Origin of the sequence: Shewanella hafniensis (assembly GCF_019655335.1) — a bacterium.
Lineage (GTDB): Bacteria > Pseudomonadota > Gammaproteobacteria > Enterobacterales > Shewanellaceae > Shewanella > Shewanella hafniensis.
In genome coordinates, this window is sequence record NZ_BPFD01000090.1 from 1 (window position 1) to 16,449 (window position 16,449).

Annotated in this window: 13 protein-coding genes and 2 pseudogenes; 9 read left to right on the forward strand and 6 right to left on the reverse strand. The window is 43.3% G+C overall.

Annotation, left to right across the window (positions count from 1 at the left end; all coding sequences use genetic code 11):
- Positions 1-675: 675 nt before the first annotated feature.
- From K5Q99_RS18985 to K5Q99_RS18995, 3 genes are all read right to left on the reverse strand, one after another.
- Positions 676-1,398 (reverse strand): ChrR family anti-sigma-E factor, encoded by a 723-nt coding sequence (locus tag K5Q99_RS18985; protein WP_220777786.1) that lies wholly within the window; start codon positions 1,396-1,398, stop codon positions 676-678.
- Positions 1,391-2,053: a sigma-70 family RNA polymerase sigma factor gene (locus K5Q99_RS18990; protein WP_220777787.1), complete on the reverse strand. Its 663-nt coding sequence runs from the start codon at positions 2,051-2,053 to the stop codon at positions 1,391-1,393. The genes K5Q99_RS18985 and K5Q99_RS18990 overlap by 8 nt, the downstream gene beginning before the upstream one ends.
- Positions 2,054-2,198: 145 nt before the next feature.
- Entirely contained in the window at positions 2,199-2,750 is a 552-nt protein-coding gene (locus K5Q99_RS18995; protein WP_220777788.1) for an LON peptidase substrate-binding domain-containing protein, read from the reverse strand.
- Positions 2,751-2,851: 101 nt separating this feature from the next.
- Here K5Q99_RS18995 and K5Q99_RS19000 point away from each other — a divergent pair, with 101 nt between their 5' ends.
- Positions 2,852-3,466 carry a class I SAM-dependent methyltransferase gene (locus K5Q99_RS19000; protein ID WP_220777789.1) on the forward strand — a complete coding sequence of 205 codons (615 nt, stop codon included), beginning with the start codon at positions 2,852-2,854 and terminating at the stop codon, positions 3,464-3,466.
- Positions 3,467-3,660: 194 nt separating this feature from the next.
- Complete coding sequence (locus K5Q99_RS19005) at positions 3,661-4,605, forward strand: chemotaxis protein CheV (protein WP_106650828.1); 945 nt, start codon at positions 3,661-3,663, stop codon at positions 4,603-4,605.
- A 197-nt stretch (positions 4,606-4,802) separates the two neighbouring features.
- On the opposite strand, the gene K5Q99_RS19010 is transcribed toward K5Q99_RS19005, so the two are convergent.
- Both K5Q99_RS19010 and K5Q99_RS19015 read right to left on the reverse strand, forming a co-directional pair.
- Entirely contained in the window at positions 4,803-5,444 is a 642-nt protein-coding gene (locus K5Q99_RS19010; protein WP_220777790.1) for a hypothetical protein, read from the reverse strand.
- Positions 5,445-5,495: 51 nt separating this feature from the next.
- A complete protein-coding gene (locus K5Q99_RS19015; protein WP_107404338.1) occupies positions 5,496-5,855 on the reverse strand; it encodes a DUF2750 domain-containing protein in 360 nt (119 codons plus the stop codon).
- Positions 5,856-6,285: 430 nt separating this feature from the next.
- On the opposite strand from K5Q99_RS19015, the gene K5Q99_RS19020 reads away from it, so the two are divergent.
- Together K5Q99_RS19020 and K5Q99_RS19025 are read left to right on the forward strand one after the other, a co-directional pair.
- Positions 6,286-7,608 carry a lytic murein transglycosylase gene (locus tag K5Q99_RS19020; protein WP_220777791.1) on the forward strand — a complete coding sequence of 441 codons (1,323 nt, stop codon included), beginning with the start codon at positions 6,286-6,288 and terminating at the stop codon, positions 7,606-7,608.
- 129 nt (positions 7,609-7,737) lie between these two features.
- The gene (locus tag K5Q99_RS19025; RefSeq protein WP_006082096.1) at positions 7,738-8,226 is read left to right on the forward strand and encodes an FKBP-type peptidyl-prolyl cis-trans isomerase; all 489 of its coding nucleotides are present in this window, start codon (positions 7,738-7,740) and stop codon (positions 8,224-8,226) included.
- A 213-nt stretch (positions 8,227-8,439) separates the two neighbouring features.
- Here K5Q99_RS19025 and K5Q99_RS19030 read toward each other — a convergent pair whose 3' ends face one another.
- Positions 8,440-10,383 (reverse strand): M1 family metallopeptidase, encoded by a 1,944-nt coding sequence (locus tag K5Q99_RS19030; RefSeq protein WP_220777792.1) that lies wholly within the window; start codon positions 10,381-10,383, stop codon positions 8,440-8,442.
- A gap of 251 nt (positions 10,384-10,634) precedes the next feature.
- Here K5Q99_RS19030 and K5Q99_RS19035 point away from each other — a divergent pair, with 251 nt between their 5' ends.
- The 5 genes and pseudogenes from K5Q99_RS19035 to K5Q99_RS19055 form a co-directional block, all read left to right on the forward strand.
- On the forward strand, positions 10,635-10,862 hold the full coding sequence (locus tag K5Q99_RS19035) for a DUF3389 family protein (RefSeq protein ID WP_220777794.1): 228 nt from the start codon (positions 10,635-10,637) through the stop codon (positions 10,860-10,862).
- 88 nt (positions 10,863-10,950) lie between these two features.
- The gene (locus tag K5Q99_RS19040) at positions 10,951-11,622 is read left to right on the forward strand and encodes an alpha/beta hydrolase (RefSeq protein ID WP_106650824.1); all 672 of its coding nucleotides are present in this window, start codon (positions 10,951-10,953) and stop codon (positions 11,620-11,622) included.
- A gap of 363 nt (positions 11,623-11,985) precedes the next feature.
- Positions 11,986-13,752, forward strand: coding sequence for a bifunctional UDP-sugar hydrolase/5'-nucleotidase UshA (gene ushA / locus K5Q99_RS19045; protein WP_220777793.1), 1,767 nt, complete (start codon positions 11,986-11,988; stop codon positions 13,750-13,752).
- Between the two features lie 246 nt (positions 13,753-13,998).
- A pseudogene (locus K5Q99_RS19050) lies at positions 13,999-14,532 on the forward strand (5'-nucleotidase C-terminal domain-containing protein); the annotation flags it as partial.
- Between the two features lie 421 nt (positions 14,533-14,953).
- Positions 14,954-16,321, forward strand: a pseudogene (locus tag K5Q99_RS19055) (TonB-dependent receptor plug domain-containing protein); the annotation flags it as partial.
- Positions 16,322-16,449 lie beyond the last annotated feature (128 nt).

The following is a 16,449-nucleotide window of genomic DNA, read 5'->3' on the forward strand; positions in this document are numbered from 1 at the left end:
TCTTTGATTCATTAGTCAAGAGATGCTTAATCGATAAATAATACATGTTGTCGATTATGCCAATGGACTAACTTGATTCTGCCAGTTGACCATAGCTTAATTACAATACTATGACAGTGTGGAGAACAGTAAGTTCACAGACATAAGCACATGATTTTAGTGGTATCGAATGCTTGAGCTTATAGGGTTTTGCTTGTAGTAGGCTTTCTTTATGAGGACCGAACTCTGATTGCTAATGATCAGGCTGGTTTAAAAAGGTAAACAACAAGGTGTATCTCAAAACGACGTGCAGTATATCAATAAAAATATCTTATGCAAGTTTAATTTTTATTCAATGTGATTATTTGTTGATTAATGTTGGGTTGACGTGAATTGTTTCTGGCTATTTATTTGATTTAAAGAATAAAGCTCGGTATGAATTATGTTCTTATCTTGTATTTAGCTGCAATGCAGTGTGTCCATATTGCGGCTTTTTAGGCAAATAGGATGAGGTAACGTCTAGCAAACTGAATTAAAAATTCTCGCAAAATAGAACAAAAATCCCACTGAAATAGGTTATTTCAATGGGATTAATGGCTTATTTCGTAACTGAAGATTCAGTAACTGAAAATTTAGCAACTGATTCATCTAAACAAATTGAGTAAATTAAGTCACGCTATAGCGCAGGCAGTAGGCTTAATAAATCAGTTCACCTATGGGGTTAAGCAGCTTGCTTAGGCCTTTGGTAAAATGCAGTGGCGCATCTAACACTGTGTAGCATAAACAACCGTCAACGGTTTTTGGTGAGTGGTGATGTTGGCTATTGAGCACAATAAAATCACCTGGCACATAGTCACCATTAAGATCCGAAAACTCTCCAGCCAGTAATAGTGTTAGTTCATAACCTTTGTGGGTATGTTGCGGGATTTCACCTTGGGCATCTATGTGTAACAAGCTCGCGCGGGTGTTCATTTCATCGACATCAAAACGCATGCGGCTGACTTTGCCTAATATTTGCCAAGGACGAGCCAAATGCTGGCGAAATACCGACGGCACTGTGTAATGCTGTTGTTTTACTTGAACATCCAGAGGAGCGTTACTAGGCACATCCGTTGCCGCAGGTTGAGCCATGATTTGCGCCAGCATAGCGTCAATATCCATCACTGGTACATTAGTAGCTTGAGTGTTTTCAGCATCAATATGTGCAGTGTGAATCGTCGCTTTATCAGTATGCTTTACAGCATGAGCATCATCTGGATTTAAAGCCAAATTGGCGGCTTGCTCTGTTAATAGGGCAAGTTGCTCACGACACGTCTCACATAACGCGCAATGCGCTGCTACCGCGATGGCCATAGACAAAGGTAAGTCCCCATTCGCATGGCTCACGAGTAATTCTTGTTGGGGATGATGCTTAATCATTGTGTGTCTCCAAGAAACTTTTCAACTTTTCTAGCCCGAGTCTTAATCGTGACTTTATGGTCCCTATAGGCACCTTGAGGGCATCGGCTAACTCTTGTTGAGTGAGTTCTTGCATGTAAATACCTTGCACGACTTGTCGTTGCGCGAGGGGAAGGGCATCAAGATGTTGGAGGAGTTTCGCCGTCAATTTATGATCAGTGAGTGTGTCTTGAGCCATGGTTGCATCGCACAATGGCCAAATATCATCGCCAAAGGTATCTTCTTTATTATGTTGTACTCGTCTCAGCATATCGAAACACTGATTACGCATTATGGTAAACACCCAAGTTGTCACTGAGCCTTTTTCAGCATTGTACAGGTGGGCCTTAGTCCACACGCTGGTCATAGTTTCTTGAACTAAATCCATGGCTAAGCCTTGTTGATTCAGTCTTTGCAAACCAAAAGCGCGGATCTTGGGCATAAAATGCTGGAATAAGTGCCCAAAGGCGGCTCTATCACGCTTATCTGCTACTTGAAGCATGAACGTGATTAAAGCATCTGCTTGAGGCTCGCAGGTTTTAACAGCGGGAATGTCGTTATCCATAGCCGAATGAGTCAGAGACGTGATAGGGCCATGATACCGATTTTGCCTGCTTTGTGATTGAATATTTTCCATTATTTTCGCTCTTATCACAGTCGTTAGTCCTGATGTTGACATCAGTAACGACAACATTGAGAGGCTTGATTCGTTTCTGAGCCCAGTTTTACTGTCAAACTATCAATCAATACGGACTGGCTTAAATAAAGGATCATTCACAGGGCTATTTTATCACGGCTCGCAATAGGTCTCGGGTCATAATATGATCTAAGGCATTAATGCAGGTGTACTTTTCGGAGGCTTGCACGGGTAATATTTCTAGCCAGCGTTGGCAGACCCAAGCAATATCTTCGAACTGTTCCGCTTGGTAGTGCTTGAGATGTTGCGGATATTCCTTGAGGATATTTTGTAACATTTGGCTCAAGTAACGCTCATCGGTCGCAATACGTGTCGCAGGCCAATTGTCGATAAAGCTAACATCGCCGCGCTTTAATCCATCGTCTTCGACACGGATTTCATTGAGTTTAAAGCGCTGCGCACCTTGAATACTGATCCCTAAAAAGCCATCGGGTAGGGTTTCAAAATCAATAATATGCACTAAGGTGCCTATGGGCTGAATAGTTTTACCATCCTCTTCGAGCATACATAAGCCAAATCCTTCGCCTGACTTTAACGATTCGGCGACTAAACGCTTATATCTAGGTTCGAATACCCGCAGTTGTGTGTAACCTTCGGGCAATAAACAAATGGGTAGTGGGAAAAGAGGTAATTTCATCGTGGCCTCTGGTGAACTTATGTTCCTATCATTACGTACCATAGTGGCAGTTCGATCAGTAAAATTATTCAACAATAGTTTACCCATATTTAGAGGATGGCATGAAATTAAATCCATTTGAGAAAAAGCTCGTTCAGCATCCAATACGTTTTTGGCTACAAAATCATATCGAAGCGCCTTTACTGACTTCTATGATGCCTAAACCTATGGCCCGCTGCGAGCGTGCATTAGAAATCGGCTGTGGGTTTGGTAATGGTATTCAGTTGATCCGCGGGCATTTTGGCGCAGGACATATCACGGCCGTGGATATCGACCCCGAAATGATTGCAGCGGCACAGTCCCGTTGGCAAGCTCGGCCGCAGGGCTTAAAAGGGCTGAGTTTCTCGGTTGCCGATGCTTCTAGTCTTCCCTTTGCCGATGGCGAGTTTGATATGGTGTTTGATTTTGCCGTATTCCACCATATTCCAGATTGGCAGGCGGCCATTAAGGACGTTGCAAGGGTACTGAAACCAAACGGTTACTTTGTTATTGAGGATTTATATCGCGCTGCGATTTGTAATCCATTAAGCCGACGCCTATTCGAGCATCCACAGCAAAATCGGTTTAATCACCGCGAGTTGTTACTTGTGCTGCGTCAATCGGGGTTTGATATAATCTGCGACAGAAATGCCTTGGATCTTGCGGGCATGGTGCTTGCACAGAAAGCGCAGCGTTAGGCGACAGTGTCGCTGACCTAAAATTGAATATGCGTTTTGAATGGGTTGAATATTCGTACTTTTGCGAGAGTGGTTGTAATTTTTAGATAAAATAGACTCTCGGCATGGTTCTTCATGGGAGTTTACCGCTATAATTTGAGCTAATCCGTCGCATGTGAGGAAAGGATTTTCCTCAAGAGTAGAGAAGCAGCATTATGGCAAACGTACTTGCAACCGTAGATCAGCGTACCAAACTCGTGGGTGAGAACCGCCTCGAGTTGTTGCTCTTTAGTATTAATTCCACGCAGTTATTTGCCATCAACGTCTTTAAAGTTAAAGAAGTGGTCAAGCTTCCTCCCCTTAATGCTATGCCTGGGAGTCATCCTCATATTTATGGTGTTGCTAATATTCGCGGCATTTCTATCCCTGTGATTGATTTACGTTCGGCGATTGGGTTTAAACCTTTACCGCCGGATGATGATGCCAATATGATCATCACAGAGTATAACCGCAGCGTGCAGGGCTTCTTAGTCGGTAAGGTTGAGCACATTATCAACATGACATGGAGCGATATCATGCCGCCGCCGAAAACGGCAGGGCGCAATAATTATTTGACGGCAATTACCCGCATCGAGCACCAAGGCAAATCGCAACTAGTGTCGATTATCGATGTAGAGAAAGTGCTAGCTGAGATTATTCACTACGATATTAGGCTTTCTGAAGGTGTGCTCGATGAAACCTTAGTCCATGAAATGCCAGGCAGAAAAATCTTGATCGTGGACGATTCATCGACCGCAAGGCGTCAGGTGCGTGAAACCTTAAGCCAACTAGGTATAGAAATCATTGAAGCCTCGGATGGCTTGCAGGCGCTGACGTTATTACAGAAATGGCGTGATGAAGGTAAGCAAGTATCTAAAGAATTACTGATGATGATTACCGATGCCGAAATGCCCGAGATGGACGGCTACAAACTGACCTCTGAAGTTCGCGGTGATAAAGCTATGTCAGATCTATATATTACCTTGAATACTTCACTGAGCGGCAGTTTCAACCATGCCATGGTTGAGAAGGTCGGTTGTGATAAGTTTATTTCTAAATTCCAGCCGGATTTACTCGTGGAAGTGGTACAAGAAAGATTAAGACAAGTGATCAATCACTAAGCATCTTGAGATTTTCCCTATCGGTGATTGGCCTTGTGTTGGTCATCGGTAGGCTCAGCGCTTTTAATAACCGCTTTTAAGGACTGTTTTTAGATGTGGCTTGTTAATATCTGCCTTTGAATATCAGCCATTCAATCGTCACCTTTCCATCGCTTTTGTTTAAATCCTACCAAATTACCTTTTTATTTAACGCTTGATTACAATGCTAATTCGGCCTCAACATCTTGTAATACTTGGCGTTTCATTTCTTTGGCGGCGGCAATATGGATGCGGGCGAGTCGTAGGGCGTAGTTGAATCTTGCTCGGCCGACGAGGCGCACCAGTTCGGCAAAAAACTGTGGATCTAAGGTGAATTGCGTCGAGTAGTACTGGATTGCAGCATTAACTGAGTTAAAGGTCACGCCATCAAATTCGAAACCTGCGTTATAACCTTGGTCGTCAATTTCTTCGCCTTCTAATATCAGTGGCCAGCCGGGTGCGTTGATACGGTCGCGGGCAATCTGGTACATCATCCAAGCACTTTTCTTAAAGCCTTCAAACACTTTGCAGGAAAATTCAGACTCGGCCAGTTCTTCTTCGGTCCAATTAATCCCAATCGCGAGGTGTTTTGCGTAAATGCGCATCAGTGCATCTTTGACGGCCATACGACAATCCCATATTGAGCTCAAAGGATGTTGTTTGGCTAATCGTAAGCATTCGCTGCAGGCGGGCACGGCTAACGAAGGATGTGGCGTATGTGTGTGGGCAATATATTCGAAGCGTTGATTGCTCGGTTCGCCGCAAAACCAACAGGTATGACGTTGGTCGAAGGGAATATCGATAAGCGGGATAGCAGACATCAAGGAATGAGCACCTCAGTCCTTGATGTCATCAATGGCATATTGAAGGGATTAAACTTCTTCAACATCAACCAAATCTTTTGCTAAAACAATAGGATCAAGTTCAAGGCAGTCTTCATCAGTCTGCCAATCGACACCGATCAATACACCATCGTCGTTGAGATCAGACACCCAATATTCCAGAAATTCATCTAGTGAAATAGCAACGGGTTGGTAGTCGTGCCATTCGTCGCTGCAATGGGATTTTGCAGTGGCTTCATTTGACCACAATGGCATCACATCTGTGTCTTCAAATTCTGAAGAGTCACAAACGACCCAGCCTTCGCCAGTTTCATCCATTAGACCCCAAAGCGTCTGATGTTGTTTTACATTTTTGATAAAGCCAGCCAAAGCCGCATTGATTTCAGTCATGATAGGTCTCTTTGATGTGTGCTGTTAACTTATCCATTATACGGTAACATGCTGCGATACCAAGGGATTCTTTGTTAAGATTTTTCTTGTGTTGGATAACTGAGCAATAAGCCGGTACCACAAGGTATTTATGGCGATAAGGATTGTGTTACGTGTCGCTATGGGTCAGGATTATTGGCAATGAAAAGCCTTGATGCAGTGTGCTTTGCTGACCAAGTGTGATTCAGATAGAGGCTTTCCATGGGGGAGAAACATGTCTTCTATGCCATTGGCCGTTAAAGGTTTTTTGTAATAGAACCGTTAACTCGTTATGCCAAGGCGAATATCTCTCTGGGGCAATGCCTTCTCGAAGAAGGAAGATTGTCGTGTTTAGCCACAGCAGTGTGATGACTTTGTCATTGTTGTGAAATCAAATATTGGAGTTGTTGATTTGATTAAAATTAAAGGGTTAACTTATCTGTTTGCGAGTATTGCCGCCTGTGTCAGCTTGAGTGCCTGTTCAAGCGTGCCAGCGACGAGTGCCAGTTCCAACACTAGCGCAACTGCTAACGCAGTCAGTAGCAACACCAGTGGCATAGCTGCTGAAGCCAATCAAATGTCTGATATTAATGCTAGCGTACAAGTAAATGCTGAGGCATTTCCGAGTTGTGTGGCTGGGCTACAAGCGCGGGCGCGCTCTGAAGGGCTGTCAGAGGAGATGATTAACTCGACCATTGCAAATTTGAAATTTGTGCCGCGGGTGATTGAGCTTGATCAGCAACAACCCGAATTCAGCCAGACTTTTGATAATTATTTCAGTAAGCGCGCCACTGAATGGCGCGTCAATGAAGGCCGTCGCTTACTGAAAAAACACAGCGTTTTACTCAATCAACTAGCTAAAGAATATGGCGTGCCGCCGCAATATATCTTGTCTTTTTGGGGGCTTGAAACTAATTACGGTTCCTATAAAGGCAAGATGTCGGTATTGAATTCGCTCGCGACTTTGGCCTGTGAGCCACGCCGTAGCAATTATTTCACCATAGAATTGATGCAAGCCTTAAAGCTGAAAGAAAAGTATCAGTTTGATGATGACACTATGGTGGGATCATGGGCTGGCGCCATGGGACACACGCAATTTATGCCGTCGGCCTATGCCAAATATGCCGTCGACGGTGACGGTGATGGTAAAGCCGATTTATGGAATAGCACCACAGACGCGCTGACGTCCGCCGCGAACTTTTTACAGCACTTAGGCTGGCAGCGAAATGAACGTTGGGGCCGCGAAGTCTTATTGCCAAAGGATTTTAGTTACAGCTATTTAGGTGCAAAGCAGCCCTTGGCGTTATCAGACTGGTCCGCCCTTAATGTCACGCAAGCGAATGGTCAACCTTTGCCCGCCGTGGATATTCAAGCCGCGTTGTATTTACCAGCAGGCCATACGGGGCCTGCCTTTTTAGGTTATGAAAACTTTAACGTGATTATGCGTTGGAATCGTTCTGAGTATTATGCCATTACGGTAGGGCATCTCGCCGATCGCATTAATGGGGGGTTACCTTTGACAGTGAGCCCGCCAGTACAGCCACGCTTAAGTCGCGAGCAAGTTAAGCTATTGCAAGCCAAACTGAATGAGGCCGGATTTGATGTTGGCAAGCCAGATGGCGTGTTAGGGCGTAACTCTGTGGCAGGATTGCAAGCCTTTCAACGGAGCAAACAGATGATTGCCGATGGCTTCCCAAGCCCAGAGGTGTTTAGCGCTTTAGGACTATCACTGTAGCCACTATAGCCAAAGAGTGTTCGTTGCGGGTTTTGAGCGCTTTTAGGCCGGATAAAAAAGTGGAGTGAAAAGCGCAGTTTTGTTAAGCTCGGCCCACAATTGAAATCGAAGAAAATCAAAGGATATTCGATGAGCATTAAAGACGATATGGTTGTGCAGTTTAACTACACACTGCGTGACGAGAAAGGCGAAGTGATTGAGACGAACGAAGGTCGCGATCCGATTGCCTATTTACACGGTCATGACAACATGATGCCAGGCGTTGAAAACGCGATTAATGGTAAAGCCATAGGTGAAAAATTCACTGTGACTTTACCTGCTGCTGAAACATACGGTGAGCGTGTAGCGGATGCGGATGCGCACCAACGTGTGTCGGTTAAGCACTTATTGGGCGCGACTGCGTGGAAACCGGGTATGACTGCTGTGGTCAATACTGACCAAGGTCAACGCCAAGTGACTATCGTTAAAGTGGGTAAGTTTATGGCGACTGTGGATGTAAACCATCCATTAGCCGGCCGTGAACTGACATTTGATATCGAAGTCGTGGGTGCCCGTGACGCGAGTGATGAAGAAATCGCCCATGGTCATGCCCATGGCGCCGGTGGTCATCACCACTAATCTTTAGGTTTCGGGCTCGGCTTCGAACTTGGCTTCTATCTGACTTAATGTGAGTTGAGTATCAGTTCAGTATGAGTTGAATGAATCGAGTTTTAAGACTGAATAGCAAAAGCCCAAACCTAGGTTTGGGCTTTTTGTTTTTATGGTGCTAATGGCTTAATAGTTAGCGCAACTACCAATGGCTCTTTATCTCGCTAATGGCTCTTAATCTGGCTAATGGCTATGTTCATGCTCGAGTGGTTTGTCGGCAAACATCATATCTAGGCTTGCTCGGGTTTGTGGATGGTAACCGCTGCGAGCCTTAAGATAGACGCTCTTGGCCCAATCGTACTGATCTGTGCTTGCAAGCTTTTGGTATAACGGCACGATTAAGCGCATGCGGCCAATATGGGTTAAGTGTTGTTTTAATGCGGGTAGTACCGCGTAATAGCCGTTGTCTAGGGCGAGCGAATACCATGCAAAAGCAATTTCACTGTTGCCTGTGCCCGTAAAATGGAACGCCTTATCCAGCTCGGCAAGCTTGGTTTGGTCTAGATTGACTCTTGGCATTTCGTTGATAAACCTTAACCACTGGTGCACTGTCCAAGTGTTGGTTTTCAACTCGCTTGCGTTAAGTTTACCGTCGAGCCAAGTTTGCCTTTGGGCATCGACATCATCGAAGGCGTGGGAGTTGGGCTGCACCAAAAATGATGGCAAACCTTGCCCTTCAATCCAAGTGTCCACTTCAGCCTCACTGACCACATTGGGGTATTTGTTTAATAGATTCAAAGATAAATACACACGGAACTGCGCCGTGGTAATGCTTTGAAATGCAAAATGATTGAAGTAGTTTTTTACAAAGGCATCGAAGCGCTCGCGGCCAAATTTTTGCTCTAAAAAGAGTAAAAACAACTGACCTTTTACATAAGGGACACCGCTGAAGGCTTCGTCGGGTGAGCGTTTGCCAAGATCCACATGCAACACTGAATCGCTAGGCGTGAGTTCTGCAAGCTCGGCAAGTAATTCTGAGTAACCTATAGTTTGCTCCATTAGCGCTCGGTCACGGCCGTAGAGATCTTCCATAATGCGGTTCTCCACATAGGTGGTAAAACCTTCATTAAGCCAGAGATCGCGCCAAGTAGCGTTGGTCACTAAGTTACCCGACCAAGAATGGGCAAGTTCGTGGGCAATCAGACTCACTAAACTTTTATCACCCGCGATCACCGTTGGCGTAATAAAGGAAAGGCGTGGATTTTCCATCCCGCCGAAGGGAAAGCTTGGCGGCAAGATAAGCAAGTCATATCGTCCCCAGCGATAATCACCGTAACGTTTTGCCGCGATTTTGATCATCTCCGGTGTGTCGGCAAATTCCTTGCTCGCCTTGTCGAGGATTTCTGGCTCAGCCCAAATGCCGGAGATGTTATCTAAGGGCGCAAACTGTAAATGTCCGGCCGCAATGGCAATCAAATAAGCTGGAATAGCCTGCGGCATAGTGAACTGGGTCTGCGTGCTCGACAGGGTTTTGCGATCGGCACTCATGACCACAGTAATGGCTTTATCGGCAGTTATCGTCGCGCTATAGGTTTGGCGCACCGCTGGGGTATCTTGCAGTGGGATCCAGCTGCGAGCATGAATCGCCTGACTCTGACTGAACATAAAAGGTAACTGTTTACCTTGGGTTTGCTCTGGAGTTAACCATTGAATACCGGATGGATTATTCGACGTGTGATAATTGATTTTAACTTTTTGGGTATCTTCATCGGCAAGTTTGATGGTTAGCGCCGCACCTTTTACAGCGTCCGCTTTGGCTAAGGTGAAGGGCACGCTTTGCCATTTCCCAGTTGAATTCAAAGCACTCACGCTGTTAATCGTTAGATCTCGAGTATCTAAGATGAGTTCTTTCCCCGCCTTATGCCAAGCCAAATCGAGGGTTGCTTCGCCGGATAAGCGGCTTTGTTTAAAATCGATGGCAAGGGCTAGTTCAACATGACTCACGCTGACGTCAGTGTAATTGGCATAGGTCAGTGCATCTTGGTTCTGCTGCGTCTGTGCTTGTACAACAGTGACACTAGGTTCAGCGGCTAACGTATTTGGAACGCTATTGGCATAGGTGCTAGCAAGGAGTTGCAGCGCAAACAAAAGGGCGCTGCTCAGGACGGTACGTCGAAGTGAAAGCATTATTTAACAGCCTAATGATGAAGTATTTTCGTTCGAGTTTTGGGCGATAAGTGCACCAATTTGCCTGGTGTTCTATCGACCCATTCTATTTAGGGCAAAAGTTTACCTGATAATCCCCTGAATTTGTGATCTCACTGTTAGCTCAAATGTAATCAAACTTTAATGGCTCGTATGCCGGCAAGGAAATGCCATCGGTAAAAGACCACAAGTTTGCTATGATGACGGCGTTTTCACATAGGGCGGTTATCAAAATGGTGTTAGATTTTTCGCAGGGTAAGCTCATCGTCACTGAGTTCGAGGTGCAAGTGCGGCTCAATATTGCCAGTATTGTACTGCAAGCGAGTGCGGAGGATATAGGTTTGCGACGTCAGCCACCTATGTTAATCGCCGATGGTGGCGGTGTGCGTTGGAGCTTAGTATTGGACTCAAATACCCAGTTACGTGCGATTCAAGCTGTGCTGGGAATGGATGCGGAATAAAGTACGCCTGCGTAGCGTGTCTAACTTATAGATTTATCATCACTTTTTAGTTGATGAGTGTTTAATATCGAATTAGGGATTTTTTAGTATGTCAGTTTCTCTTGAGCGTATTGTCGTTGAGCCTAAGACGCCTGCTACAGCCGTGGTCATTTGGTTACATGGATTAGGGGATTCGGGTGCCGGATTTGCCCCCGTTGTGCCTGCATTAGGTTTGCCTGCCGATCATGCTATCCGGTTTATTTTCCCCCATGCGCCAGAGCAAGCTGTGACCATCAATGGCGGCTACGTCATGCGCGCTTGGTACGATATTAAAAGCATGGATTTGCACGACAGAGCCGATATGCAAGGCGTGCTTGAGTCGGAGAAAAGGGTTGCCGCATTAATTAATGAGCAAATCGCGGCGGGTATTGCGAGCGATCGTATCGTATTAGCGGGATTCAGCCAGGGCGGGGTGATGAGTTTATTCTCTGGACTGCGTTTCCCGCTGCAACTTGCTGGGATTATGGCGCTATCTTGTTATTTACCGACGGGCGATGTGTTACCCACTGAATTAAGCGTAGCGAATCGCAATACACCGATATTACAGCAACACGGTATACAGGATGATGTAGTGCCATTATCCGCCGGCATATTAGCGAAAGAAGCGTTAATGGCGGGAGGATATAATGTGGTGTGGCAGACTTATCCTATGCCACATTCGGTGATCCCTGCGCAGTTAAAAGAGATTTCTAAGTGGTTATTACAGCGATTTGAAATGTAGATAAGTCTAATTGCCGATAAAAACAGCATGCGGTAAGTTTAAATTTGCCCATGCTTGTTTTTTTATGGGAACAATCAATTTTTTCTGTAACACTTTCTAAGTCATTTATACTGAAGGATTTAAATTAAGTTATTTCACTTTTATATTTAATTCTCTACATATATAGAAATCAGTCATTCAGCTTATTTTTTATATGAAACAAATCTGTCTTAAAGCTCCTGCGAATTCCCCTATTAATGTCAAGTTTTTAATAAAAATGACACAATTTATCTTTATTATTTGTTATTATCCGTGACGCTGAACTTGATGGAGTTCACGGCAATCTTTCTATGATAAAATAATTAAAATCAAGGGGTTGATGTAATGAGACATATGCTTATTAAAGGACTAGTTGCAACTGCTGTTGTCGCTGCGCTTACGGGTTGTAATAATAGTGATGACGATAAAGTCCCAACAACATGTGCTGAAGCGGGAAGCGCTTGCACAACATTTACCGTTTTACACACCAATGATAACCACGGCCGTTTCTGGCAGAGTGAGTATGGTGAATATGGTATGGCAGCTCGTAAAACGCTAATTGATCAGATCCGTGATGAAGTTGAATCACGTGGTAGTCAAGTATTACTCCTGTCTGGTGGTGATATCAATACCGGAGTCCCTGAGTCAGATATGCAAGATGCTGTACCAGATTTTATTGGTATGAACTTGATTGGTTATGATGCGATGGCAGTGGGAAATCATGAATTTGATAATCCATTAGATATTGTTCAAATGCAGAGGAAACTTGCTGATTTCCCTATGTTAGCCGCTAACATATACGATAAAGTTTCAGGGAAACGCTATTTTGATCCTTATAAAGTTTTTCATATAAATGGATTACGTATAGCCGTTATTGGTCTCACTACTGTAGACACCGCTAAAATCGGTAATCCAGAGTATTTGACTAACCTTGAATTTACTGATCCTCAAGTTGAAATCAAGAAAGTGATAAAAGAAATTAAAGATGCAAAAGCTGCTGATTTAATTTTTGCCACAACACATATGGGACATTATGCTAATGCAGCAAGTGGAAGTAATGCGCCAGGAGATGTCTCGCTAGCAAGAGCACTTAATGAAGGTGATTTACAAGCGATCATTGGTGGACATTCACAAAATCCTGTGTGCATGGAACCTGGTAATGAATCTTATGCAGCATTTAACCGTGGCGATGAGTGTAAGCCAGATCAGCAAAAAGGTACTTACATTATGCAGGCCCATGAATGGGGTAAGTATGTAGGTCGGGCCGATTTCGAATATTTTAATGGCGAGTTGCATTTAGCGAGTTATAAGTTAGTGCCAGTCAATTTAATGGTTTTAGATGCATATGGTACTCCTGCACTTGCAGTTAAAGGCGACAAAAAATCTACAACATTAGTACCGGGTACATCACAAATTGATGAAGATATCGGAGTGTTACAAGTCCTAAGACCTTATCAAGAGAAAGGACAAGCGTTATTAGATGTTATCATTGGTAATACGGATGGAATGTTAGTTGGGGAGCGAAACATTGTTCGTTTTGAACAGACTAATCTTGGCCATTTATTAGCTAGAGCTCAAAGCCAATATAAACTGGTTAACAGCGACTTTGGTATCATGAATTCTGGTGGTGTAAGAGCATCTATTCCGGCAGGAAACATTACATATCGTGATGTACTAACAGTCCAGCCATTTGGCAACATGGTTGCTAAAGCTAAGATGAAAGGCTCAGATATTACGCAATACTTAAACACTGTTGCAACAATCAGTGTTGATAGTGGCGGATATGCTCAATTCGACGGTATTAAGATGGCCGTTGATTGTGATGCAAAAAAAGTCACTGTAAACGATATCAATGGCAAAGGGTTTAGTGAGAATGAAGAATATACATTCTCAATCTCTACATTTAGTGCCGCTGGTGGAGACAAATATCCAGTGATCAGTGCGACATCTATTGAGGTTGCTGATGCTTTAGTTTTACGAGACTTTATTGAAACTAAAAAAGATATCAAGGTTGCTGATTTTAATCCTGTTGCTGGTGATATAACTTATACATCAGCTGGTGGCGAAGTTAAAGGTTGTCCTGCTGCTCCTAAGTTGCAATATAAGGCTTAGATAACATTTATGTAAATTTTCTCACCAGTTGATTTTATTATCAACTGGTGTTTTTATTTAAGTATCCAAATTAATTTATCGCATTATCAAGTCTGAGTCGTCATAATTTTTTTGATGTTAAGATTACTCTGATTTAGTGGTTTTAGCATAAATAATGCGATTCCTTGATAACTAAAATTTTATTTGTGAGCTTATTTATCTAGGAGCTAGTGCGGTGCAGTATATCGTGATGTCTCAGGAATAGCTGATTTAGGCAGTATGTTAGTGACATCAGAAAAAAGTGATAAAGTCAAAGCCGATTTTGGCGTGATGAACTCCGGCGGTGTACGTGCCTCTATTCAACCTGGCAATATCACTTACCGTGACGTGCTGACTGTTCAGCCATTCGGTAACATGGTGACTCTGAACGAAATGACAGGTACTGAAGTTGCGGCTTATTTAGGCGCGGTAGGTAGTCTTCAAATTGGTTCAGGTGGTTATGCACAAATCACGGGCGTGAAAATGACCATTGACTGCGTAGCTAAGACTGCCAATATCAGTGTCATCAATGGTGAGAACTTCAGCCCAACAAGAACTTATAAGTTCACTGTACCTAGCTTTAACGCTGCAGGTGGTGACGGTTATCCTAAGCTAGAAAGCCCAATCCAAACGGGTTTTGTTGATGCTGATTTACTCTATTCTTTCTTGAAAGAGAAACAAGCGATTAAAGCTGCTGACTACAGTCCGATAGGCGATATTGTTTATGAAAACTCAAACAGTGTTGAAGGTTGCCAACTTTAAGTAATCAAAAACTACTTAGTGTTTAAATAAAAATGCCACTCTATTGAGTGGCATTTTTTATATTTGATGAAGTATAAAATAATGCTCAATAATTATCGGTGATACATTTAGATTTATTTGTATCATTTAAATGTATGTCACTGCATTCGTTTACGATTGAATTAATATGTATCAAGCTATTTTTTTAATGCCTTTAATTGGTATTAACTTCTTAATGGCATGATGTCTATCAACTTTTTGATTGCTGTTTACGATACTTCATACATCAGATTGTGTATCAATTTGTTTTATTGTGGAATAAGTTTGTTTTAATAGTTGACTTGAATGTGGCGTATTAACATTATCTCTACAGCGAAATAGAGTTCGCTGGTTAAATATAAAAATAAAAGCATAGGGTTTTATTTGCCTCAAGGAGAGATTAATGCGCTATTTAAGTTTGACGGCCAAAGCCGTTCGTACTAGTTTAATTACCGCGGCGACAAGCAGTGTGGTTTTTTCGGGATTAGGTTTTTCTGCAATGATAAATGCAGCAGAAGAAAATACCAAAGTTGAACGCATTGAAGTGACGGGTTCTCGTATTAAACAAGTTGATATGGAAACCGTTTCACCCGTGACTGTCATCAATGCTGCAGATATTGCTATGACAGGTGAAAAAACCGTTGCTGACGTATTAAATAACTCTGCGATAAACAGCTTTGGTTCTTGGCGTGGTATTTCAGGTTATGGCTCTGGTGCAAGCTCAACCAGTAATGTCAATTTACGCGGTTTAGGATCGTCTGCGACCTTAGTGTTATTAGATGGACGCCGTATGCCAGGCACGAGTTCGAGCTCTGGCTCAGTGGCGGATACATCTTCTATCCCTATGGCTATCGTGGAACGTATTGAAATCCTGCGGGATGGCGCTTCAGCAGTCTATGGTTCCGATGCGGTGGCGGGCGTGATAAACATTATCACTAAGAAAGAGTTTGAAGGTTTTCAGCTTGATTACAGTACAGAGCAACCAAGCGTAGAAGGGGGCGATGCTAACCGTTTATCGCTTGCAACTGGCTTTAATACAGATAAAGGCAATATCACTCTCACCTATGAATATTATGATACTAAAGCGGTAATGGATCGTGATATTTGGCGAATGGATGATTCAAGTTATAACGCCTATAGCGGATATAGCTCAGTACCAAATGGTAAATATGGACCAGGCAATGGTAGCTGGTATAGTAATTCAGATATATGTGAAAAAACGGAAAATACCATAGACTCAGGTGATGGTCGTTGTTTATATAATCATGGTAATGTGACTAAGTTATTTGGTGATCAAACCCGTAACTCGCTATTATCTAATTTCTCCTATGAAATTTCAGAAAATATAAAATTCCGAGGCCGAGCTTCTGCGTCTTTAGCTGAAACTGAAACTCGTTATGCGGGTACACCAGTATCAACGAATACCCCAGTGATGAGTGCCGATAATAAGTACAACCCCGTTGGCGAAGAATTAGTGATTTCTATGCGAGGTGCGCAACTTGGCGAGCGAGATACATTAACTGAAACTAACAATTTTGATATTCTTGGTGGCTTTGTTGGCACAATAGATTCAGGTAATGGTATCGATTGGGAATTAAATGCTCAGCATGCGACCTCAACAACAAACAGTTTTAACTACAATTTACTCAATGACAATATTATTCAGCAAGAAATAGATTCAGAGCAATATGATATTTTCAATACCTCTGGAATGAGTTATGAGCAGTGGGAGCAACAGATGACAGATCTGTATCGTAAAGCTGCCCATACTGCAGGGCGGGATCATACTTTGTTAACAGTAGGGAACTTATTCCTATCTGCATGATCTGATCGGGCATGTTATTCTACTGAGCCTAATCCATGTCCTTATTTGAACACTTGAAACTCATCGAAGACCCT